The organism is Oceanobacillus sp. MO10714A (assembly GCF_037072045.1).
GTDB lineage: Bacteria > Bacillota > Bacilli > Bacillales > Amphibacillaceae > Oceanobacillus > Oceanobacillus indicireducens.
In genome coordinates, this window is record NZ_JAXHDC010000018.1 from 1 (window position 1) to 21,165 (window position 21,165).

A 21,165-nucleotide genomic window follows, 5' to 3' on the forward strand; every position below is an offset into this window, starting at 1 on the left:
GCGTGAATTTGGTTCTTGCACTAAAATAAAAAAGCTTATTGTCATAACTTGAGGTTACTGTAACTTATCTTGTTAAAATTAATATCAAAAATCAGACGGCTGTTGGTGCAGCTCCACGGGAATTTCACCCCTGCAAGTATTTCTTCCAGCCCTACTCATAGCTTGCGACGCTTTGAACGCTCGAACCATGACGGTAGGGGAGTATCATTATCCTAACTGATGAGTTATCGCCAGCAATCCACCACGATTACATTAGATACATAGATAATCGCTCGTTTCTATCGAAAGTCATGGCGTATGAATCAAGTGGCTCATCATCAGCAGAACGTATCTGATTTTTTGTCTATACTGCACGGCGTTATCTTCCGTGCTTTCTTTGTCAAAGAACAAATATATGATTAATGAAAGGGAAAACCTAACTATTATTTCATCAGATCTTGAAAGTTATAACAGATTGCATAAGCTTTGAACGTAAACGATTACGCGTATCTTCGTCGATGCCCCAATAAGTATTTCCTTGTTCATCACGAAGCTTACGCATAGATAAGCTTGTCATGTAGCTTCCATAATGTAGAACAACCATCTTCATTGCTTCTGGATCACCCTTATTTGCAGCTAAAATAATTGGGTACGGCAATAATCCACGCTCGTTGTTTTCAAAATTAGAATTAATCATCCCATTCATCTGCATGTTCCTCCAAAAATCGCTTTAACCGTTCAAAAGAACTTGTCCGTCTATACTGAACTGTACTTCGTGGAATATCGAGTAATTGACCAATTTCCACATCAGACAGTTGAAAAAAATAGTATAGTGGGACAGTAATACGCTTTTCTTTTGGCAAGATACGTATTGCTTCAGCAAGTAATTTCGGAGTGATTTTCTTTCCAGCCACTTGAAAACTTTGTCCTTCTTCTCCTTCATATTGCTTATCTAAGGTAAAGAGTTGATTTTCTTCTTGTGGAGTGAGATCAGAAAATGTCATTTCCCTTGCTTGTCGCTGTTGTCTTTCGTTGAAAATATTAATTGTTTCATTCTTTAATACACGTTTACAAAAAGCATTAAAGGCACAGCGAACTTGCCACTCGGTACGATCTGGTTCTATCATGCATTTCTTCTCCCTTCGCAACTGCAAAGGTGGGTGATGATTTTCCCTTTCATAACCTTCAACAAGATTTTTTATGAAATGCCAAAAATAAGAGAAATTTTCTTAAAAAAGATTGTGAAATGCACAAAAAAGCCCAACTGAACATAAGCTAGCTAGGCATAAAAGTTGATGAAATTATGTGTTTACATATAGCCATAATAATCCGATAACACTCTAAGGTGTTTCTTGATATGGCTTGCGATATCCAAGATAAGCATAAATAAACACGGCGATAATCTCCTTCATACCACCGTATGTTTAAAAAAGAGTGAACTTAATACCCTTCGAAATAATATTATTAAAAAGGAAAACGGTGGTTTTGAATTGTTTTATTTTCAAAACCACCGTTTGTATCCCTAGTTGTATATATTTTTCCCATCTAAACAAACAAAGGTTTTATGTTTATTATGGTGTGAGGAATTTATTGTATGTTTAAAAAATAGTTTCCATTTTCCCCGTATTTAATATAATTTCAGATTCCCATGCTCCACCTGTTGCATTGTAACGATTGCTATAAATAATTTTACTGATAGAATCGACTAGAAAAAGTGTTTCTACAGGGGCATGGAGTTATTTTATGTTTAGTCACCCCACCCAAACCCTTCTGGCTATACGATTTTCCATCCTTCACTATGACAATTGAGATCCTAGGGATACTGTCCTGTCTAATTCTTTTTCTACAAATGCGACAGTTTACTTTTAGAAGGTCACATTCCATTTTGAATTGCTTTCTCCGTAAGTTTGTACAAGGAACGTTGCAAGCTTCAATAGAAGCATGATCCTTTATTTTTTACAGTTGAACATCATTTCTTTGGAGCGACTTTTTGTTTTCCTTTCTGTTGACGTTGCTCCCAGATTACGATTGCCTCTTCGATGAATTTCAGTAATTCAGAATCTATCGGGTAAAGACGGAGAGCGGGGTCTTGACTTTTTCGTAGTTCCCAAAACCGTTCAGCCAGTTGTTCATCTCCTTGGAACATCCTATCCGTCTTCACCATGATTTGTTGAATGATTTCCTGTATCTTTTCAGAAGATACATCTTCGTGACAGTTGTCTTTTATCTGTTTTAGCAATTCCAGCCATTCTTGTGATTCGACATCATTTCCTGCCAGGGAAGGTAACTGGGCAAAGGATTCTTTCTCTTCTGCTGTCAATTGGAGATTGTCTAAGTAATCTTCTCCAAGCGAATTCCAAGTAGATAATCGGGTTAAATAAAACAGAACATCCCAATCTACCTTTCCCTCCACTTCAAAGGAGCTAATGTATTCAAGTAAAGTAATCTCGATTTTGTTTAACCGTCTCTTTTCTTCTCTGATCATTTCAAGTTGTTCATGTAGACTTTCGCCCCAATCTTGTTGGCAATCTATGATTCCTTTGATTTCTTTCAAGGGAAAGTTCAAACGTTTTAGCAATGTAATCTGTTGCAATCGGCGAAGGTCTTCTTGCGTATATAGTCGATGTCCTCCATCAGTCGTAGTTGAAGGGGGAAGTAACCCAATATCGTCATAGTAATGAAGTGTACTAATACTAACATTCGATTTTTTAGCAACTAATCCAATACTGTACATATATAGCACCTCCTCAATCCTTTATATTAATTTGCAGGCTTATTTTTTGGCCAAATAAAATAAGTAATGGCAAATATGAAATCGATAACAAGGACTATCGACCATAACCTTAATACCTTGCTCAACGCTTCTGTTTGGGCAGGATTGTTAAGCCAATAAATAGTAGCTGTTAATAATCCTGCTCCGATGGCAAAGGCAAATATATGCCTTAGGAAACTTTTAAGATAATGAATAGCATACTCCGTACCGTACCGTTTTATCGGTTGTGGTCCTTGCTTCATAATATAATACTGGAAATGCTCATCTGCCCATTTAATCATACTTCTCCCAAATGCAAGCGACACCCCGATGTAAACCGCTGCAATAGCATGGGGAATGGTCGCTATGGCTCCAAAATATAAATCGATACTTGTAATAACGAGGAGTATCAGGTCAATAACTGGAGTCAAAGCTAGTAAGAACAATCCAATCTTGTCTAACCTTAAAACATAACGTGTTAGAAGGCCCGCCCCAATTACAACCCAGAAGGCTACTTCACACACTATAATCATCCATGCAACAAAATTCAAATCCTAAACCTCCTTTGATATCGTAATTTAGTATAAAACATCAAGTAACCTGAGATTCAAGTGTAATCTATAATTACAAATATATTACCAAAAATTAATTTTGCTAAATGAGGGCACGTTAATTGTTTTACTCATTTCATTTTCAATTGTAGCTTTATAACAGCAGTAAATTCACTAACTAATGTAGTTGTTATTTTTTAGCTCAACTGACTTTATTTGAAGTAAGTCTACTACGAATAGCCATCAATGAATATAAAGCTATTGTAAAATTAGTTATTCTTTTAAAACGTTTTTATTCCACAAACCATTCATAAAGTCCTAGTTTCTAAGATTTCTTCCTTTATAATGATTCATGAGATTGGATAATTTAAATGCTGAGTTTTAAAATTAAGAAATCTGAGTTGATATTAGATTGGACTGCTATGTTGATAGAATATTAAAAGTATATCCTCATAATCTTTTTATCTATATTTTAACCTTAATAAATTAGCAAATTCGCAAATTAAAGTTAAGCTAGCTGAGGTCAATTAATTTCCTAATTTCAAGAAGAAATAAATCACACCGAACTAGTTTCAAAATCTCTACATACGTCTAGTTTTAAATAAGTTCAAATATATTATTCCTTCCGAAAATCCCTATTTAAACAGGGAAACGGTAGCTTTAAATTCTGATATGTTAAGGGCTGTTTAGTATATTAACTATCAATAAGTTTTTGGGATTTCAAAGAAGGGTATTATGATGTATCGGTGAGTGAAGTAATGCAATATAATATCTTCCTACTAAAAATGAACTTTTGATATTATGCTTGCTTGCATTTAAAATTTAAGCTTGAATCTCAGGTTACTTGATGTTTTATACTGGAAATATAATAAATTAAGGAGGTTTTGGATTTTATAGTATCGTTGCATATTGCATAGATGATCCGAGTGAGTAAGACGGGCATCTGGTTATAACGGGGTCTAATCTAGGAAAATATACTGACTCTATAAGAGTACATAAGAAGAATGTATGAAAAACAGAAAGAATTTTTTGATGAAAAAAGATGAGTTGTTGAACGGCCGACGGAAAGTTCAAGCCAACTTAGTTCTATTTTGAACTGTCTTGACTCCCTATCGACTTAGAAAAATTGTGGTTTAGCATTGTTAATTAAAGTTATCAATTCTGATAAAAAATGGAGGTATAATATTGAAAAAGGCTATCATACTAATGGGTTCTTTTCTTATATTGATTGTTTCTGCGTGTTCTTCAAATACAGAGGGAAATGAAGAAAAAATTAATCTTGAAGAAATTGAGAAAATATTTATAAAAAATGGAAGTCAAAAGTTAAGTTTAATAAGTACTAATAGTAATGAATTGAAAGTTTCGAGTGGTAAGAAGGATGTTGAGATAAGTACTAATGGTAGTGAAATAACACTAAAACCGAAACAACAACTTGTTCAAATAGGACCGCGCTTTAATCAACATAGTGAGTTAATAGTGGAAATTCCGAGTGAGTATAACGGTCAAGTTATTGTTGATGGTAGTTCAGGTGACGTTACAGCCGAGGGGCTAGAACTAGTTGATTTAATAGTTAATTCCAAAAGTGGTAGTATAAAACTTGATTTCACTAAAATTGATAGCAATATTGAAGTTGATACGGTAAGTGGTAATGTTGAAGTGATTTTGAATAACAATCAATCAAACATAAATTTAAAAGCACAAACGACAAGTGGTAATCAAGTTATTGCAATTGCATTGGATGAAATTATTAATCAAAGCAATAAAAATTTTGAAGGAAGATCAGGTGATGGTTCTTTAAGTGTTAACATTTTAACCGTTTCTGGTAATATTACAATTAAATAAGTTGAGTATTTCAAGAAAAATCTAGCTAAAATATTTAAAGATAATTAATGTCCTAAAAAATTGACAAAGCAAAGTTCTTCAAATTTATGGATTGATGTACACTTTAATACTTTGTCAGGATAATTTAATTACTAGCTTAATGTTTAATTTGAATATCTTTATTCGTTTTTACATAGAAGAGGCAATTTCCTTTATCTAGTACATGAAGATTGTCTTTTGGATATAGGTGTTCTAATGTACTTAGAATAGTTGAATGTCTCCGTGCCCTAACTCTGCCTAATGACTAAAGGGATTTCACTCACACTGATCAACAAAGAGAATTATAGTGCTGTAACTAATAAATCAAAAAGAAATACAAAAAATCATCCGCGTAATCGTACTAATTTCACCAAAATAGGAATATTTGCTCAGCGCTCTAAAACTTGCCCCAATCGGATTGGCGTCTCGCGGTGTATAATAATTAAGGTGGAAATTTTGACAATAGTAGTGAAGGCATTGGATGCAATCGACGGAATACCTGTGATTGACACTTAGCCTTATACAGAAGTATTTTCCCCGAATGGACAAAAAAGCTTATGTCCCGTTAGTATCTCAAATAACAAAGAATAATGAAGGGAGAAAATTCAGTGAGATTAGAAAATGAAAGAATATATTTAAGGAATCTACGTGAATCAGATGCACAAACCATGTTAGATAGTACAAAAAATGAAGAGATGCGATATATGACAGGTACCAAACATAACTTTACTTTAGACCAAATTAAAAATTATATAGAAAAAGTGAAAAATGATTCTTCACGTTACGATTTTGCTATCTGTCTAAAGGGAAATGATACCACAATTGGTAATATATCTATCCTTGATATTAATAAAGAGGACAATAAAGCTGGTTTTAGAATAGCACTGAATACGGTTGATTTAACTGGAAAAGGGTATGGAACTGAAGCTATAAAAAGTGTTTTACCTTTCGTTTTTGATGAATTGAAAATAAATCGATTGCAATTAGAAGTATATAGTCATAATTTGAGAGGAATAAGAGCTTATGAAAAAGTAGGTTTTGTAAAGGAGGGAGTTTTACGTCAATCTTTACTTTATAACGGGACATATTCAGATGAAATTATCATGGCAATATTAAGAGAGGACTATGTTAATTTGTTAAAGGGAAACTTGTAGACGTATCACTCAAAAAAGTAAGATTTTATCAATTTGAACTCTCTGATCGAAGAGATAAATGATCAGTGTTTTAATAGAAAATAAATTGATTAAAATGATGCCGTGCAGGGGGAGAAAACAAAAAAACTGTATTGTATTTTAGCACACTTTATTTAGGGTCAGCTTAATTAACTAGGTACAAGGTAATCTAAAGTGACAAATCATTCTTACTTATGTTCAAGCTAAGAACTGTTCCAATTTATGTTTAACAACTTTCAGCCATAACTTTTATGAGACAAATTTTTATACTTTTTATAAGAAATAATCATCAAAATAGGGTGTTAAATTTATTTAAACCTTCTAAATATATTTTCACTATCGCTATATTACGTATTAATTTTATAATAGTCTTATTTGATACTCTTCAAGAAATCTTTCTTTTATCATATCAGTTAATATAATAAAATAAAAATAGATTAAGCTGATGCTAGTATAGTTTCATGGACACATCTAAGTTAAATTTTATACAATGAATTTCAAGGAGGATGTGTCCGATGAATACAAGAAATAACGGTAAACGATATAATGATGATTTTCGTAAAATGATTGTCGATCTTTATCATTCTGGAAGTTCTGTAAAAGATTTAAGTAGCGAGTATGGCGTATCTGATGTAACCATTTATAAATGGATTAAAGACTTAACCCCGATTGAAGGGACGGAGGGTAAGGAGATTACCCCAAAAGATGTAGACGCTATTCAAAAAGAGAACCTTCGCTTGAAACAGGAGCTTGAAATCTTAAAAAAGGCTATGGCCATATTCGCTCGAAAGTAGATGACACAGAACTAACTGATTTTATTACAGAACATAAAGATGATTACCCGATTCGTACAATGTGCGAAACCCTTGATATACCAAAAAGTACCTACTACCAATCCTTGAATAAAACAGAATCAAATCGTGACCGTGAGAACCGTGAACTCACAGAAAAAATTATAGAGATTCATGAAGCGAGTAAAAAACGATATGGTGCACCTAAGATTCATGAAATCCTTGTAAAACAAGGGCACAAGGTCAGCTTTAACCGAGTTCAACGCTTAATGAAGAAAGCTGGCATCCGGTCCATCACTGTTAAAAAGTTCCGTCCGACACCTAGTAAAGAAAAGGTGGAAGAACGAGAAAATATTCTTAAAAGAGACTTTTCTACGACTACGATTAACCAAAAGTGGGTTGGCGATATCACGTATATTCACACGCTTCGTGATGGTTGGTGTTACCTTGCATCTGTTTTAGACTTGCATTCGAAAAAGGTTATTGGGTATTCATTTGAACGTTCAATGACGACTGATTTAGTAGAAAAAGCTTTAGAGAACGCTTATATCACACAGAAACCTAATGATGGCGTCATCTTCCATTCTGATTTGGGTTCACAATATACAAGTGATTCCTTCGCAGAAAAGATTCAGAGCTATAAGATGACACATTCCTTCAGTCACAAGGGAAGCCCCTATGACAATGCTTGTATTGAGTCTTTTCATGCGATTTTAAAGAAGGAAGAAGTAAATCACGTTCAATACTTAGATTTCAACGCTGCGAGGCTAGAGTTATTTAAATATATTGAGGGCTGGTATAACCGCAAAAGAATACACGGCAGTATCAACTATCTAACGCCACAAGAGATGGAAGATTTAGCGCTCCATCAAGCAGCATAATTGCACCAATTAACATAAGAGCACGGCTTTACTTGGAGAGGTGGGCGTGGTAGGCTTTTGCCTGGCGAAATGTGTTTCACTAACCTTTCGTCTTTCGCAAATCACCACGCACACAGAGGCTCTAAGTCAAGCCATCAAATATTAACTGAAAGTAACTTCAAAGCACCAGATAAAATTAACTTATTTGTGTCCTAAATATTGACGTAGATCCAGTATGTCCATTTTCCCATCTATTAACTGTCGAAAAACTTATACTTAGTTCTTGTGCTAACTGTTCTTGTGTTATGTTTAGTTTTTTACGAATTTCTAACACTAAACTTCCAAATTCCATGTAGATACACCTCTTTCGCTTTAACTATAGCATATGCTATAGTTTTTTTAAAATACAGCAACTTTTAGATTCCCCTTTTAAGTTCAATACCAACTTAAATTCAATTGTTAACTTTCTTTCATGACTCGATATTTTCAATTAATCGCCTTACCAGTAAATCATAATACCTTTCAAGTAGCTACTGTTGTTCCTTTTAAAAACTTTGTCATTTCTTTTATTCGTTTCCTGAGACCTTCTCGCTCTACGCTTTTCAACATGACTTCTTGTTTAATTCCCGCAGTTGATAGATTTCTTCTTCAGGATCGTCATAATCATAATCATGATAGATCAGCATAAATAATGTTATAATTTTCTACCACTCCAACGCTAATCACAACTAAAAAAATATCCTTTTGGCGGAGATAATCCTTCAAAAACGATTATAAGTGTTAATAGATTGTAAAGTTCTTATCTCTCTTTCTAATAACTCATTTGCTAAAATAGCTTATAAACAGCGACTTCTAAAAAATAAAAATCAAAAAAGAGATACTGCTTTTACACAATATCCCTCATTTTTTCTCCAATACCTCTGGCGGAATCTTGGCGGAGAACCTATTCATTTTTAATCATTTCATCCATTTTACGTACCATCGAAATGCAGTCAAATCAACGTTTTCACTTCAAATGCCTCTAGTGAATTATTCCCACTCTACTTTCACGGTGCTAGATATAGAGCAATATCATTGATTTTAAAGGGTTTTTAAGAAGTGTCAACTCTTATAATATGATATTAAAAATTAAAATAATGCAATTTTAATGCAATAAATGCAAATCACTGCTCAGGGTTATCACTAAAATATTTGATATCTTAAACAAGAGACGTTTCATATTGAAGCGTCTTTTTTTATGAGAAAAATTAGTGATAAAAACTTAAAATCTCGTCTTACACTTTTATCATTTCAATAATAATATTTAACGTCATTTGTATGGTTTTCACCTACAGATGACTTTTTTAGTTTTTGAGATTAGAGGTGAAATATTTGATAGATAACATTTCTAAAAATAACTGTAACATAAATTTAAAATTAGGAAGCCTTTTTGATGGAATCGGTGTCTTCCCCCTCTCCGCTTCTCGTTATGGAATTACACCAACATGGGCAAGTGAGATAGAGAAAGCACCTGTATTTATTACAAAACGCCATTTCCCTAACATGCACCATCTCGGAGATATTACAAAAATAAATGGTGGAAAAATTCCACCTGTCCATATCATTACCTTTGGTTCACCCTGTCAGAACTTATCAAATATCGGAAAACGAGAAGGCCTTGTTGGAAGTCAATCCAGTTTATTCTATCACGCAATACGAATTATTGAAGAAATGAGGTGTGCAACGAATGGAACATATCCAGTTATCGCTGTTTGGGAAAACGTCATGGGAGCTTTTTCATCAAATAACAGGTTGGATTTTAAAGCCGTCCTGGAGTCGTTCACAAATACCGAAATTCCAATGCCTACTTCTGGAGTCTGGGCAAAAGCAGGAATGGTCCGAGGGAATGATGTTGATGTGTGCTGGCGCGTCTTGGATGCCCGATATTGGGGAAAACCCACACTTCCTCAAAGAAGAAGACGTATCTTCCTCGTGGCAGATTTTGGAGGAAAACGTGCCAGAGAAATATTATTTAAAACCCGCGAACTGCAATCATTTCCTGCGTCTTGCGGAGAAGACAGGATGCCCTCCCCCCTCACCAGTCGAAGATCTTTTGAAAAAGCAAGGAGGAAAATACCCGTCGTCCGTCCCTTTCAAGAAAGACGTATGCGAAGTACCGCAAAAGACAAAAACAAATCAGGATTCATTGGAAGTTTTGGACGGACAAATGACCCTTTCCCAACTTTGCTAGCTGGCTCAGTCAGTAACTTTTCTTTTTGGTATGAAGGGAAAGAACAAGAAGGTTATATCCGACAACTTACACCATTGGAATGTGAACGGTTAATGGGATTACCTGAGGGCTGGACAGCTTTAAGTAATGGGAATGAAATCATTAGTGATTATGCGAGATATAAAGCGATTGGAAATGCGATTGCCGTACCATGTGCAGAATATATCATGGCTGGTATTGCGGAAAGCTTAAAGAAATAAATGTTCTGGTATGCTGGTAATCCCTGTTTGTCACGCTCTTTTATTAGTTAATATAATCAAGGGAGTTGGACTTAATTAGCGGACATGAGGAAAAGGGAGAGTTGTAAGAGTATGGAGGTATCATAGATTGTAAGGTGATACCTCTTTTTATTTAGCAAATAGATTTTAAATGTTTATTGATTAGAGAAATTATGAAGATAATTTAACTATAAAAGTCTTTATTAAATCAGTTTATATTACTGGATAATAACGAAACAAAGATAAAACTACAATTAGATACAGATAAAAAACTAGAAGAATTGCAAAGTGAACTTTTAGTCAAAGTATCTGCGATTTTTCAAGAAGTAATTTAAGATTTTAGTCACTTTCCTTAAATAAATATTGCGTATATAAGTAAATAGTTATATGATTATATAAGAGCATAATTTTGAAGGAGGAAGTGAAGTGTTACAAACAACTTTAAATATGGAGAGAGCCTCATTAATCTTAAAGTTACTTGGTGATAAGACAAGATTAACAATGATGAAATTAATTCAAAATCAATCGTGTTGTGTTTGTGAATTTGTTGAAATTTTTCAAGTGACTCAACCGTCGATCAGTCAACATTTACGCAAATTAAAAGATATAGGATTAGTGAAGGAAGCAAGAAAAGGACAATGGATATTTTATTCAGTAGATAAGAATAATGAATATTATTCATTTATAAAACCGATTCTTAATCAATTGCCAAGTCAGGATTATAAATTAAAAGAACTTGAAGAAAAAGGTACACGAATTTCTTGTTGTTAATTTAGGAGGTTTAATTTTGTCAACAACACTTATACTTGCAATAATAATTTTTATAGCAACACTTGTATTCGTTATTTGGCAACCAAAAGGATTAAATATCGGCTGGTCTGCAATCGGTGGAGCTGTTATTGCCTTATTATTAGGAGTAGTAGATTTTACAGATGTTTTATCAGTAACTGAAATTGTTTGGAACGCAACCTTAGCATTTGTTGCCATTATCCTTATTTCCTTGATTTTGGATGAGATAGGTTTATTTGAATGGGCAGCTCTTCATATGGCACGAATTGCTAAAGGAAATGGAATAAAGATGTTCGTCTTTATAAGTATTTTAGGTGCAATAGTGGCTGCCTTTTTTGCTAATGATGGTGCAGCATTAATTCTTACTCCGATTGTTCTTGCGATGGTTCGTAATTTGAATTTTAAAGAAAAGATGATTTTTCCTTTCATCATGGCAAGTGGTTTTATAGCGGATACAACTTCTTTGCCTTTTATAGTTAGTAATCTAGTTAATATTGTTTCAGCTGATTTCTTTGGGATAGGTTTTGTAGAATATGCTTCAAGAATGTTTATTCCTAACTTATTTTCACTTGTTGCAACGATCACGGTATTACTCCTTTATTTTAGAAAAAGTATTCCAAAATCTTATGATGTTTCCCAGTTAAAAGAACCTCAAAAAGCAATTAAAGATTTAAAAATGTTTCGTTTATCATGGATTATTCTTGGAATGTTAGTCTTTGGCTATTTTATAAGTGAATTCATCTTGGTTCCAGTAAGTATTGTAGCTGGCCTTATAGCACTATTTTTCATTATTATGGCAAGAAACAGTAAAGCTGTTAATACGAAAGCAGTTATAAAAGGTGCACCGTGGGATATCGTATTTTTTTCCATTGGAATGTATGTTGTAGTCTACGGATTAGGTAATGCTGGACTTACCTCGACATTGGCTAGTGTTATTCAAACAATGGCAGATCAAGGATTATTTATTGGAACGGTGGGAATGGGATTTGTAGCTGCTTTTCTATCATCGATTATGAACAATATGCCAACTGTCATGATTGATGCCTTAGCAATTGCTGAAACAAATACTTCTGGTCTTTTAAGGGAAGCACTTATATATGCAAATGTAGTTGGTTCAGATTTGGGACCTAAAATTACACCGATTGGCTCATTAGCTACGTTAGTATGGCTTCATGTGTTGTCCCAAAAAGGAGTTAAAATTTCTTGGGGTACTTATTTTAAAACAGGAATTATTTTAACGATTCCAATTTTACTTATTACGTTAATCGGTCTATATTTAACACTTATCTTATTATAAAGAAAGGAATGAAATATGTTGAAAAAATCAATTTACTTTTTATGTACAGGAAATTCATGTCGAAGCCAAATGGCTGAAGGGTGGGCTAAGTATTATCTCGGAGAAGAATGGGAAGTTAGAAGTGCTGGTATTGAAGCACATGGTTTAAATCCAAATGCGGTAAAAGTGATGAAGGAAGTTGGTATTGATATATCGAATCAAAAGTCAGAAACGATTGACATAGAATTTTTGAACAAAGTAACATTAGCTGTTACGCTATGCGGAGATGCAAAGGATAGTTGCCCCGTTACACCGCCACAAGTACAGCGTGAACATTGGGGGTTTGACGATCCCGCTAGAGCGAAAGGAACAGAAGAAGAAATATGGAAAGTATTTCAACGTGTTCGTGATGAAATAGAAGAACGAATAAAACAGTTTGCAGAACAAGGGAAATGATTACAGAATTTAACCTTATGAAGATGTGAAGGACCAGTATAATGTTAATTTTCATAAAAAAACTCTAATAGCAGTAAATATCTAAATAGGAAATTATTTTAATGTAGTGAGACTAAAACTTAAAATTATTAATAAAAAATTCAATAGATACATTTAGCGCCATCTGAAAGGAATTTATCGACAGATGGCGTTTTTAATTTGGAAAAAATTTAGTGAGAAATAATTGTAACGTGTGACAAGTTCCATCTGTCATGCTTTTTTTATTGATCAGATCAATGAAGGAGTGTAGTTTCTTTGGAAAAAAATGAAGAAAAGGTGATGGAATGGATTGATGATCATTTTGTTATGAATGAAATTGAGATTGAAGACTTTCCGTTTTTTCCTCATGGGAAATTGATACGTGATGAAAATGGAGAAACAATGGTTGTATTTTGGTGTGTGATTTATGGGCGTGTAGATTATCGACTACAAGAAGCATAGGAGTGATTGATAAATGAAGATGTATTTTTCTCGTTCTCCTCCCTTCTTCCTTGCTTTCAATATGAATAAATAACCAAAACTTAAAACAAGAAAAGAGGTTTATATGATGGAATTAAAACATGTCGTTCCAAATATGGAAAAGACGTTTGGAAATTTAGAATACGCAGGAGAAGGCAAAGTCGAACAGCGACGGATTAATGGGCGTATGACCACTCTTTCTAGGAGTTATAACCTGTATTCAGATGTTCAACGCGCAGATGATGTTGAGGTGATTCTCCCCCAAGAAGCAGGAGAAAAGTTCTTTGAACATGAGGAAAAAGTAAAATTAGTCAATGCAAGAATCACCGCAGAGGGATATAAAATTGGAGAACGTGGTTTCACAAATTATATTTTACATGCAGATGACATGGTAAAAGCCTAAGGAGGAAAAACATGAGATTAGCACAAGGTATTGTCATTGATAAAGAAAAAACATTTGGATTATTAAAATTCTCTGCATTACGACGAGAAGTGTTTCTTCAAAACGAAGATGGTACGGTATCAACCGAGGTAAAGGAACGCACGTATGACTTAAAGTCTCGTGAACAAGGTCGCATGATTCAAGTGAGTATTCCTGCTTCCGTTCCCTTAAAAGAATTTGATTATAATGCGGAAGTAGAAATCATTAACCCCGTCGCAGATACAGTCGCAAATGCAACATTCCGTGGCGCAGATGTTGATTGGTACATTAAAGCAGATGATTTAGTTTTAAAGGGAAAAGCGACAGCATCGACAAGTAATATTCCAAAATCTAGTCCAAATAAAGACAAATAATGAAAACTTTTAAAAGACGAGGGAAACGAATTCGAGCGAGTGATGTATCCCTCGTTTTTCAATTTGTATTCTTTGGAATCGTTGGTGTATGGTTCGCTTCTTTTATCCCTTTTCATCTGTCATTTTTACTTTCTACAACGTGGCAGCTTGATCTATTTCAAACACATTTTATGAGTACGTATGGATTGATTTCATTGGTGATTAGTTTAGTGATAGTAGCTTGCTGTGCTTTTATTTATTATCGCTATCGGTATGACCGTATCAGACAGGTTATTCACCGTCAGAAGCTTGCTAAAATGATTATGGAAAATGGTTGGTATGAAATAAAACAAGTACAATCAAGTAGCTTCTTTAAAGACATACCAAATGGAAAAGCAAAAGATAAAATTAGTCACTTTCCTAAAATGTACTATCGGCTTGAAAAAGGATTGCTTTATATTCAAACAGAAATCACATTGGGAAAATATCAAGAGCAGTTACTAAACCTCGAAAATAAACTGGAAAGTGGTTTGTACTGTGAATTGGTATCGAAAGAGTTACATGATTCCTTTGTGGAATATATCTTGCTCTATGACACAATTAATAGTCGTATTTCCATTGATGAAGTGGTTGCACAAAATGGCAGTTTAAAGCTTATGGACTCAATGTATTGGGAATATGATAGCCTCCCACATATGTTAATTGCTGGTGGAACTGGCGGCGGAAAGACGTACTTTATTCTCACACTAATTGAAGCCCTATTAAAAACAGATGCAAAATTGTATATCCTAGATCCGAAAAATGCCGATTTAGCGGATTTAGCCACGGTTATGCCTGATGTGTATTATAAAAAGGAAGATATGATGATGTGTATTGATCAATTTTATGGGGATATGATGACTCGTAGTGAAAAAATGAAACAGATGGCGGGCTATAAGACAGGTGAAAACTATGCCTATTTAGGTTTATCTCCCCACTTTTTAGTCTTTGATGAATATGTTGCTTTTATGGAAATGCTTGCTTCTAAGGAAAATACCCTAGTCTTAACCAAACTGAAACAGATTGTCATGTTAGGACGTCAAGCAGGCTTCTTTCTTATTCTTGCTTGTCAACGGCCAGACGCAAAATATCTTGGGGATGGCATTCGTGATCAGTTTAATTTTCGGGTTGCTTTAGGTCGTATGAGTGAGCTCGGGTACGGCATGATGTTTGGAAGTGACGTACAAAAACAATTTTTCTTAAAACAGATTAAGGGCCGAGGGTATGTTGATAAAGGGGATAATGTCATTTCTGAATTTTATACACCACTTGTCCCGAAAGAACATGATTTTTTAAATGAGATTGCTAAACTAGCCCAATAAAGGCTGCACAGTACGGCGGCGTGCGAAGCGAAAGCCGACGTGCTGGGCTAAGCCTGCGTGGCGACAGCCACGCTTAACCCCCCATTTCTAACAGGGGGGTAGAAAAACAATAGGAAACTGTTCCAAAGACCAATAACACCTGATGGCACAACGGTTTGGAGCATATGAAGAAGATGTCAGCTTTTACCCTTTAGTTGACATCTTTTTTGTGTTGGGAGGAATGCACATGAATCAAGTACCTTGGTATCAACAATTAAGAGAAAAACGATTGGAATACGGTGTATCACAAAATAAACTGGCTGTTCATATTGGCATTTCAAGACAATATATTAGTGAAATTGAAACAGGGAAAGTAACTCCTTCCGATTCACTACAAGTGGCTTTGTTCGATATTTTAGAGCAATTTAATCCAGATGCTCCACTAGAAATCTTGTTTGATTATGTGCGGATTCGATTTTTAACGACAAACCCGAAGCCTGTCATTGAAGAGATTTTGAAACTCAAAATGGAGTACATGTTACATGAAGATTACGCGTTTTATTCCTATATGGAACAATACGTTTTTGGTGATATCGTCGTCATGGTTTCACCCGATGAGGATAAAGGTTGTTTACTCGAACTCAAAGGAAAAGGCTGTCGTCAATTTGAGAATTTTCTACTAGCCCAGCAACGAACATGGTTTGACTTTTTTATGGAAGTGTTTCGTATTGGTGGTGTTTTTAAACGAATTGACCTTGCGATAAACGATAAGACAGGGATATTGGATATTCCGTTTTTAACAGAAAAATGCCGTCAAGAAGAATGTATCTCTGTGTTTCGTAGTTTTAAAAGCTACCGTTCTGGTGAACTCGTACAAAGTGAAGAAAAACCTGACATGGGAAATACGTTATATATTGGTTCTTTAAAAAGTGACGTGTACTTCTGTGCGTATGAAAAGGATTATGAACAATATGTAAAACATGGTACATCATTCGAAGATACAGACGTGAAAAACCGTTTTGAAATCCGTTTAAAGAATGATCGTGCTTATCATGCGATTGTCGATTTAATGACGTATGAAGATGCTGGACGGACTGCCTTTTCAATTATTAATCGGTATATTCGTTTTGTTGATAAAGACGAGGGGAAACGTCGCAGCAGTTGGAAAATCAATAAGGAATGGCAACGATTTTTGGATTTAGGCGTGAATAGAAAAATTTCTTTAACGACAAAGCCTGAACCTTACACTTTTGATAAGACACTCAGATGGCTAGCTCATCAAGTCGCCCCCACTTGGAAACTGGCGACAAAGATAGATGAATTAAATCAAACGAGTGTCATCAAGGATATGTTGGAACAAACAGAGTTATCTAAGCGCCATCAAAAAATACTCATGCAACAAACCATTCCTATTGAGAAAGTGATTCAACCACTATCAGATAATGAATGATTAACTAATGAAGGGAGAAATTCAAATGAACTTTGGGCAGAACCTGTACAACTGGTTTTTAAGTAATGCGCAATCTTTAGTCTTAATGGCGATTGTCGTCATTGGCATTTATTTAGGATTTAAACGAGAGTTTTCTAAACTAATCGGCTTTCTCATTATTGCTTTGGTTGCAGTAGGATTAGTCTTTAATGCGGCTGGAGTGAAAGATGTGTTGTTAAACTTATTTAATCGAATCATAGGGGCTTAATTGTAACGTTTGTTTGTGGAAGATAAGTGGTTTTCTTATGTTCTGCAAACAAATGTTGATCCAAACGGTAGTGCGGAAGGGATTAACAAGTATATTTCGTGTGTCAGCAAAAAACAAACTGCTGCTTTTTTTATGGCTATTTTTAATAAAAAGGATGTGAGTTTCAATGGAAATGCAAGTGTTTATAACGAATCTTGGGAAATATAATGAAGGAGAAGTCAATGGGGCATGGTTTACACCACCCATTGACTTTGAGGAAGTGAAAGAACGTATCGGCCTGAATGGAGAATACGAAGAATATGCCATTTTTGATTATGACCTCCCCTTTGAAATCGGTGAATATACCCCTATTTCCGAAATAAACCGTTTATGTGCCATGGTGGAAGAAATTGCAGGTACACCACTTTATGATTCTCTTTCTGAAGTTCAAAATTATTGGTTTAATAGTATCGAAGAATTGTTTGAGAATCAAGATGATATTATGTATTATCCTGATTGTGAGGATATGGCAGATGTCGCAAGGTATTTCGTAGAGGAAACAGGAGCACTTGGGGAAGTTCCTGCCAATCTACAAAACTATATTGATTATGAAGCTTTCGGACGTGACCTAGAAATAAGCGGTAATTATCTTGTTACATCACATGGTGTCTTTGAGTATATTGGGTAAATAAATAGGTTATAAAACTGTGAAACAGTCTGTCTATATGCAGGCTGTTTCATTTTTTGAAAGGAGAACGTATGAAAAAACTAAAAAGTTATACTCGTATTTGGTCAGTCGAAAAAGTGATTTATGCCATTAATGATTTTCGATTACCTTTTCCCGTCACATTCAATCAAATGTCATGGTTTGTTCTCTCTCTACTGATGGTGATGTTACTTGGGAATCTTCCCCCACTCTCTTTGATCAATGGAGCGTTATTAAAATATGTCGGAATTCCGGTTGGTTTGACATGGTTTATGAGTCAGAAAACATTCGATGGCAAAAAGCCGTATAGCTTCCTTAAGTCTGCATTGACTTATTGGTTTCGATCTAAGGTTACGTATGCAGGAAAACCTATCAAAGTGCAACGTGTGAAGGTAAATGAATCCATTACTGCCGTGAGGAGTGAAGTCCATGCGTTATCCGATTAAATACCTTGAGAATAACCTTGTTTTTAACCATGATGGGGAATGTTTTGCGTATTATGGTGTGAGATGTTTTTCTATAACTGCCTAAAAGCAGGAAATGAAACTCACAATTATTATTGTGAGAACTGATAAATCGAGGAGTGGAATGATAGAGTAACGTCTTGAAACGCTCCCCCTGATACTCCTATATGCAATAATTACTGCTACTAAATTATTGTGTAAAGCTAGGTGAAGTCGACAGAGAGGTACCGAAAGTTATGTAACAATCGAAAACGGACTAGAGGTAGTCTGTGTATCCTATATGCCGGAGGTCTATAAAATATCTATGGTGAGAATGTTCTTACGGAACTGACGAACTTGTGAATGTACGGGTCTATAAGGCGATTATGTAGAAATGCGTAGGTCACATTCGTGAAGTATATGAGGTGGAGTAAAACTCGTAATTATGAAACACCTTATAGTGTTAAAGGCACTATCCAGTATACAGGCTCATAGCAAGCACCTACGGATATATGTACAGATAGATTTATTGGAACGTCGGAAGCTAGAGACACAAATATTAAAGTGGTAGCAGACCGATGTTGTGTTTGTAAGGAAAAGTTGTACTATAACTTACATTTACTCTAGTGAAAGTGGTGGCACGAGCGATGAAGTTCTTGTAATGAGAATGGAGTAACAGCCACTAGACAACAGTTATTAAATAGAATTATCTCTAAATAACTCAAGGTTCTTGTATGACTAAAAGAAACGAAAACTTTTAATGATTAGAGGCGTTGCTTCTGTGGAAAGCGATTAGTTGACTTGACTGTCAGTAGAAACTTAAAGAAGAAACAAATTTTGCGAAATAATGAGTATTACCACTTACAAGACGTATTTGATGAATTACATGAAAAAGCCAGTAATGAGTACTATTTTCGTGATTTAATGCGAATAATTACTTCTGAGAAAAACATATTACTAGCTTACCGAACCATCAAAACTAATAAGGGATCAACTACGCCAGGAACAGACGGACGAGATATTACCTATTACAAAAATTGGGGGCAAGAAAAGTTTATATACTATTTTCAAAATAAACTTTCAAACTATTTCCCAAAAAGTGTAAGAAGAGTCGAAATTCCGAAACCAAATGGAAAAATAAGACCCCTTGGTATCCCTTGTATGGACGATAGAATTATTCAGCAGTGTATCAAACAAGTTTTAGAACCAATATGTGAAGCAAAATTCCATAATCATAGTTATGGCTTTCGCCCTAACAGAGCAACTAGTCATGCCATAGCTAGAGCAAATTATCTTATGTGGAAAAATCAACTGCATTATGTTGTAGATATTGACATTAAGGGATTCTTTGATAATGTCCACCATGGGAAACTATTAAAGCAATTATGGCAGATTGGAATTAGAGATAAAAACTTGTTGAGTATCATCAGGAAAATTCTAAAATCTGAAATACAAGGATTAGGTGTTCCCGAAAAAGGAACTCCGCAAGGAGGAATTATCAGTCCCTTACTTTCTAATGTAGTATTGAATGAATTAGATTGGTGGTTAAGCAATCAGTGGGAAACTTTTAAACCAAGACACCAATATAGCAACGTGGAAAATAAATCAAGAGCTTTAAAAACGACAAATCTAAAAGAATTTTTCTTTGTCCGATATGCGGACGATTTTAAATTATTTTGTAGAGACTATCAAACAGCTCAAAAGATATTTATTGCCACTAAGCAATGGTTACAAGAAAGATTAGGACTAGAAATTAGTCCTGAAAAATCTAAAATAACCAATGTGAGAAAAGGAAAGACTGAGTTTCTCGGGTTCAAATTATACGTTAAAAAGAAACGCAATAAATACGTCACAAGAAGTAATATCTCAGATAAAGCAAAACAAACAATGAAGAAAACGCTCAAAGAGCAGGTTAAAACTATTCAACGAAATCCAAGTGAAAAAGAAGCCAATCGGCTTAATGCCATGATACTAGGCATGCACAACTATTATAGAACTGCCACGCTGTGCAATATGGATTTCAAAGAAATTTATTACTCTGTCAATAAGAGCCTTGAATGTAGACTTAAATCGCAATTAACAGTCATACCAAATAAATCAAAAACCTATATGAAGCTCTATGGAAGTTACAATACACCAGCAAAAGGGATAAAAGGAATTGCCCTGTTTCCTATTTTTGGCTGTAAGTATTTATCCCCTCCTAGATTTTCTCAGGAGATAAATAATTATACCAAACGTGGAAGATTACTCATTCACGACAAATTGAACGGTTATAGGCATTTAATCTATTATCTATTAAAACAAAAATCCTATAATAAATCAGTTGAGTATAAAGACAACTCTATCTCCCTTATCGCTGGTCAAAGAGGCAAATGTTTTGTCACAAATAAACCTTTGGTGATAGGGAATATGGAATGTCATCACAAGCACCCGATACATTTAGGAGGGACAGATGAATATTCCAATCTCGTTTGGCTTCAAACCAATGTTCATAAATTGGTTCACGCTACTCAATCAAAGACAATTAATAAATATTTAAACGAGCTTAACCTTGATAAAAACGGTATGAGAAAAGTTAATTCTTTAAGACTACTCGCAGAAAATTTAGAGATAACCCTATAAGATAACTGTTGTTGGAACGCCGTATGAGGTGAAAGTCTCACGTACGGTGTGAACTGGGGGAAAATTTGGAGATAACATCAAAGGATTACCTATCAGTATAATTACTTCCCTATAATTATTCCTTTCTATCACC

General features: G+C 34.7%; 23 protein-coding genes. 18 read left to right on the forward strand and 5 right to left on the reverse strand.

Annotated elements, in window-relative coordinates; all coding sequences use genetic code 11:
* Positions 1-430: 430 nt before the first annotated feature.
* The 4 genes from SPD53_RS10780 to SPD53_RS10795 all read right to left on the reverse strand — a co-directional run bounded on the left by SPD53_RS10780 (position 431) and on the right by SPD53_RS10795 (position 3,282).
* Complete coding sequence (locus SPD53_RS10780; protein WP_336252538.1) at positions 431-685, reverse strand: helix-turn-helix domain-containing protein; 255 nt, start codon at positions 683-685, stop codon at positions 431-433.
* The gene (locus tag SPD53_RS10785) at positions 669-1,106 is read right to left on the reverse strand and encodes an RNA polymerase sigma factor (RefSeq protein WP_336252539.1); all 438 of its coding nucleotides are present in this window, start codon (positions 1,104-1,106) and stop codon (positions 669-671) included. Before SPD53_RS10785 ends, SPD53_RS10780 begins: the two co-directional genes overlap by 17 nt.
* 842 nt (positions 1,107-1,948) lie before the next feature.
* Positions 1,949-2,713 (reverse strand): MerR family transcriptional regulator, encoded by a 765-nt coding sequence (locus SPD53_RS10790; protein ID WP_336252540.1) that lies wholly within the window; start codon positions 2,711-2,713, stop codon positions 1,949-1,951.
* A 26-nt stretch (positions 2,714-2,739) separates the two neighbouring features.
* Positions 2,740-3,282, reverse strand: a complete 543-nt coding sequence (locus tag SPD53_RS10795; protein WP_336252541.1) for a hypothetical protein — start codon at positions 3,280-3,282, stop codon at positions 2,740-2,742.
* A 1,185-nt stretch (positions 3,283-4,467) separates the two neighbouring features.
* Between SPD53_RS10795 and SPD53_RS10800 the strand changes: the two genes are divergently transcribed.
* From SPD53_RS10800 to SPD53_RS10810, 4 genes are all read left to right on the forward strand, one after another.
* Positions 4,468-5,124 carry a DUF4097 family beta strand repeat-containing protein gene (locus SPD53_RS10800; protein WP_336252542.1) on the forward strand — a complete coding sequence of 219 codons (657 nt, stop codon included), beginning with the start codon at positions 4,468-4,470 and terminating at the stop codon, positions 5,122-5,124.
* A 279-nt stretch (positions 5,125-5,403) separates the two neighbouring features.
* Positions 5,404-5,658 carry a TrmO family methyltransferase domain-containing protein gene (locus SPD53_RS19825; RefSeq protein ID WP_442946245.1) on the forward strand — a complete coding sequence of 85 codons (255 nt, stop codon included), beginning with the start codon at positions 5,404-5,406 and terminating at the stop codon, positions 5,656-5,658.
* Between the two features lie 92 nt (positions 5,659-5,750).
* Positions 5,751-6,296: a GNAT family N-acetyltransferase gene (locus SPD53_RS10805; protein ID WP_336252544.1), complete on the forward strand. Its 546-nt coding sequence runs from the start codon at positions 5,751-5,753 to the stop codon at positions 6,294-6,296.
* Positions 6,297-6,829: 533 nt separating this feature from the next.
* A protein-coding gene (locus SPD53_RS10810) for an IS3 family transposase (RefSeq protein ID WP_336252545.1) occupies positions 6,830-7,986 on the forward strand; the annotation gives its coding sequence in 2 pieces (ribosomal slippage) (positions 6,830-7,070 and positions 7,070-7,986; 1,158 coding nt in all).
* 175 nt (positions 7,987-8,161) lie between these two features.
* Here the strand turns inward: SPD53_RS10810 and SPD53_RS19830 are convergent.
* The gene (locus tag SPD53_RS19830; RefSeq protein WP_442946270.1) at positions 8,162-8,317 is read right to left on the reverse strand and encodes a helix-turn-helix domain-containing protein; all 156 of its coding nucleotides are present in this window, start codon (positions 8,315-8,317) and stop codon (positions 8,162-8,164) included.
* A gap of 1,019 nt (positions 8,318-9,336) precedes the next feature.
* Here SPD53_RS19830 and SPD53_RS10815 point away from each other — a divergent pair.
* The 14 genes from SPD53_RS10815 (at position 9,337) to ltrA (ending at position 21,032) form a co-directional block, all read left to right on the forward strand.
* A complete protein-coding gene (locus tag SPD53_RS10815; RefSeq protein WP_336252546.1) occupies positions 9,337-10,434 on the forward strand; it encodes a DNA cytosine methyltransferase in 1,098 nt (365 codons plus the stop codon).
* A 465-nt stretch (positions 10,435-10,899) separates the two neighbouring features.
* A complete protein-coding gene (locus tag SPD53_RS10820; protein ID WP_442946217.1) occupies positions 10,900-11,223 on the forward strand; it encodes an ArsR/SmtB family transcription factor in 324 nt (107 codons plus the stop codon).
* Between the two features lie 16 nt (positions 11,224-11,239).
* Complete coding sequence (locus tag SPD53_RS10825) at positions 11,240-12,538, forward strand: arsenic transporter (protein ID WP_336252548.1); 1,299 nt, start codon at positions 11,240-11,242, stop codon at positions 12,536-12,538.
* 15 nt (positions 12,539-12,553) lie between these two features.
* Complete coding sequence (gene arsC / locus SPD53_RS10830; RefSeq protein WP_336252549.1) at positions 12,554-12,973, forward strand: arsenate reductase (thioredoxin); 420 nt, start codon at positions 12,554-12,556, stop codon at positions 12,971-12,973.
* Between the two features lie 294 nt (positions 12,974-13,267).
* Positions 13,268-13,453, forward strand: coding sequence for a hypothetical protein (locus tag SPD53_RS10835; protein ID WP_336252550.1), 186 nt, complete (start codon positions 13,268-13,270; stop codon positions 13,451-13,453).
* Positions 13,454-13,559: 106 nt separating this feature from the next.
* Positions 13,560-13,874 (forward strand): YdcP family protein, encoded by a 315-nt coding sequence (locus SPD53_RS10840; protein WP_336252551.1) that lies wholly within the window; start codon positions 13,560-13,562, stop codon positions 13,872-13,874.
* An 11-nt stretch (positions 13,875-13,885) separates the two neighbouring features.
* Complete coding sequence (locus SPD53_RS10845; RefSeq protein ID WP_336252552.1) at positions 13,886-14,266, forward strand: YdcP family protein; 381 nt, start codon at positions 13,886-13,888, stop codon at positions 14,264-14,266.
* Positions 14,266-15,606 carry an FtsK/SpoIIIE domain-containing protein gene (locus SPD53_RS10850; protein WP_336252553.1) on the forward strand — a complete coding sequence of 447 codons (1,341 nt, stop codon included), beginning with the start codon at positions 14,266-14,268 and terminating at the stop codon, positions 15,604-15,606. Before SPD53_RS10845 ends, SPD53_RS10850 begins: the two co-directional genes overlap by 1 nt.
* A gap of 211 nt (positions 15,607-15,817) precedes the next feature.
* Complete coding sequence (mobT, locus tag SPD53_RS10855; RefSeq protein WP_336252578.1) at positions 15,818-17,035, forward strand: MobT family relaxase; 1,218 nt, start codon at positions 15,818-15,820, stop codon at positions 17,033-17,035.
* A 25-nt stretch (positions 17,036-17,060) separates the two neighbouring features.
* Positions 17,061-17,282, forward strand: coding sequence for a hypothetical protein (locus SPD53_RS10860; RefSeq protein ID WP_010097509.1), 222 nt, complete (start codon positions 17,061-17,063; stop codon positions 17,280-17,282).
* 9 nt (positions 17,283-17,291) lie between these two features.
* On the forward strand, positions 17,292-17,489 hold the full coding sequence (locus tag SPD53_RS10865; RefSeq protein ID WP_336252554.1) for a hypothetical protein: 198 nt from the start codon (positions 17,292-17,294) through the stop codon (positions 17,487-17,489).
* Entirely contained in the window at positions 17,449-17,949 is a 501-nt protein-coding gene (locus SPD53_RS10870) for an antirestriction protein ArdA (protein ID WP_336252555.1), read from the forward strand. Before SPD53_RS10865 ends, SPD53_RS10870 begins: the two co-directional genes overlap by 41 nt.
* A 71-nt stretch (positions 17,950-18,020) precedes the next feature.
* Complete coding sequence (locus SPD53_RS10875; protein WP_336252556.1) at positions 18,021-18,413, forward strand: conjugal transfer protein; 393 nt, start codon at positions 18,021-18,023, stop codon at positions 18,411-18,413.
* A gap of 798 nt (positions 18,414-19,211) precedes the next feature.
* Complete coding sequence (ltrA, locus tag SPD53_RS10880; RefSeq protein ID WP_336252557.1) at positions 19,212-21,032, forward strand: group II intron reverse transcriptase/maturase; 1,821 nt, start codon at positions 19,212-19,214, stop codon at positions 21,030-21,032.
* Positions 21,033-21,165: the final 133 nt, after the last annotated feature.

What these genes read in the sequence shown, in the direction of transcription:
- SPD53_RS10780 (WP_336252538.1), bottom strand. Translation starts at nt 685, where the DNA reads ATGAATGGGATGATTAATTCTAATTTTGAAAACAACGAGCGTGGATTA.
- SPD53_RS10785 (WP_336252539.1), bottom strand. Translation starts at nt 1,106, where the DNA reads ATGATAGAACCAGATCGTACCGAGTGGCAAGTTCGCTGTGCCTTTAAT.
- SPD53_RS10790 (WP_336252540.1), bottom strand. Translation starts at nt 2,713, where the DNA reads ATGTACAGTATTGGATTAGTTGCTAAAAAATCGAATGTTAGTATTAGT.
- SPD53_RS19825 (WP_442946245.1), top strand. Translation starts at nt 5,404, where the DNA reads ATGACTAAAGGGATTTCACTCACACTGATCAACAAAGAGAATTATAGT.
- SPD53_RS19830 (WP_442946270.1), bottom strand. Translation starts at nt 8,317, where the DNA reads ATGGAATTTGGAAGTTTAGTGTTAGAAATTCGTAAAAAACTAAACATA.
- SPD53_RS10820 (WP_442946217.1), top strand. Translation starts at nt 10,900, where the DNA reads ATGGAGAGAGCCTCATTAATCTTAAAGTTACTTGGTGATAAGACAAGA.
- arsC (WP_336252549.1), top strand. Translation starts at nt 12,554, where the DNA reads ATGTTGAAAAAATCAATTTACTTTTTATGTACAGGAAATTCATGTCGA.
- SPD53_RS10840 (WP_336252551.1), top strand. Translation starts at nt 13,560, where the DNA reads ATGGAATTAAAACATGTCGTTCCAAATATGGAAAAGACGTTTGGAAAT.
- SPD53_RS10845 (WP_336252552.1), top strand. Translation starts at nt 13,886, where the DNA reads ATGAGATTAGCACAAGGTATTGTCATTGATAAAGAAAAAACATTTGGA.
- SPD53_RS10850 (WP_336252553.1), top strand. Translation starts at nt 14,266, where the DNA reads ATGAAAACTTTTAAAAGACGAGGGAAACGAATTCGAGCGAGTGATGTA.
- SPD53_RS10860 (WP_010097509.1), top strand. Translation starts at nt 17,061, where the DNA reads ATGAACTTTGGGCAGAACCTGTACAACTGGTTTTTAAGTAATGCGCAA.
- SPD53_RS10870 (WP_336252555.1), top strand. Translation starts at nt 17,449, where the DNA reads ATGGAAATGCAAGTGTTTATAACGAATCTTGGGAAATATAATGAAGGA.
- SPD53_RS10875 (WP_336252556.1), top strand. Translation starts at nt 18,021, where the DNA reads ATGAAAAAACTAAAAAGTTATACTCGTATTTGGTCAGTCGAAAAAGTG.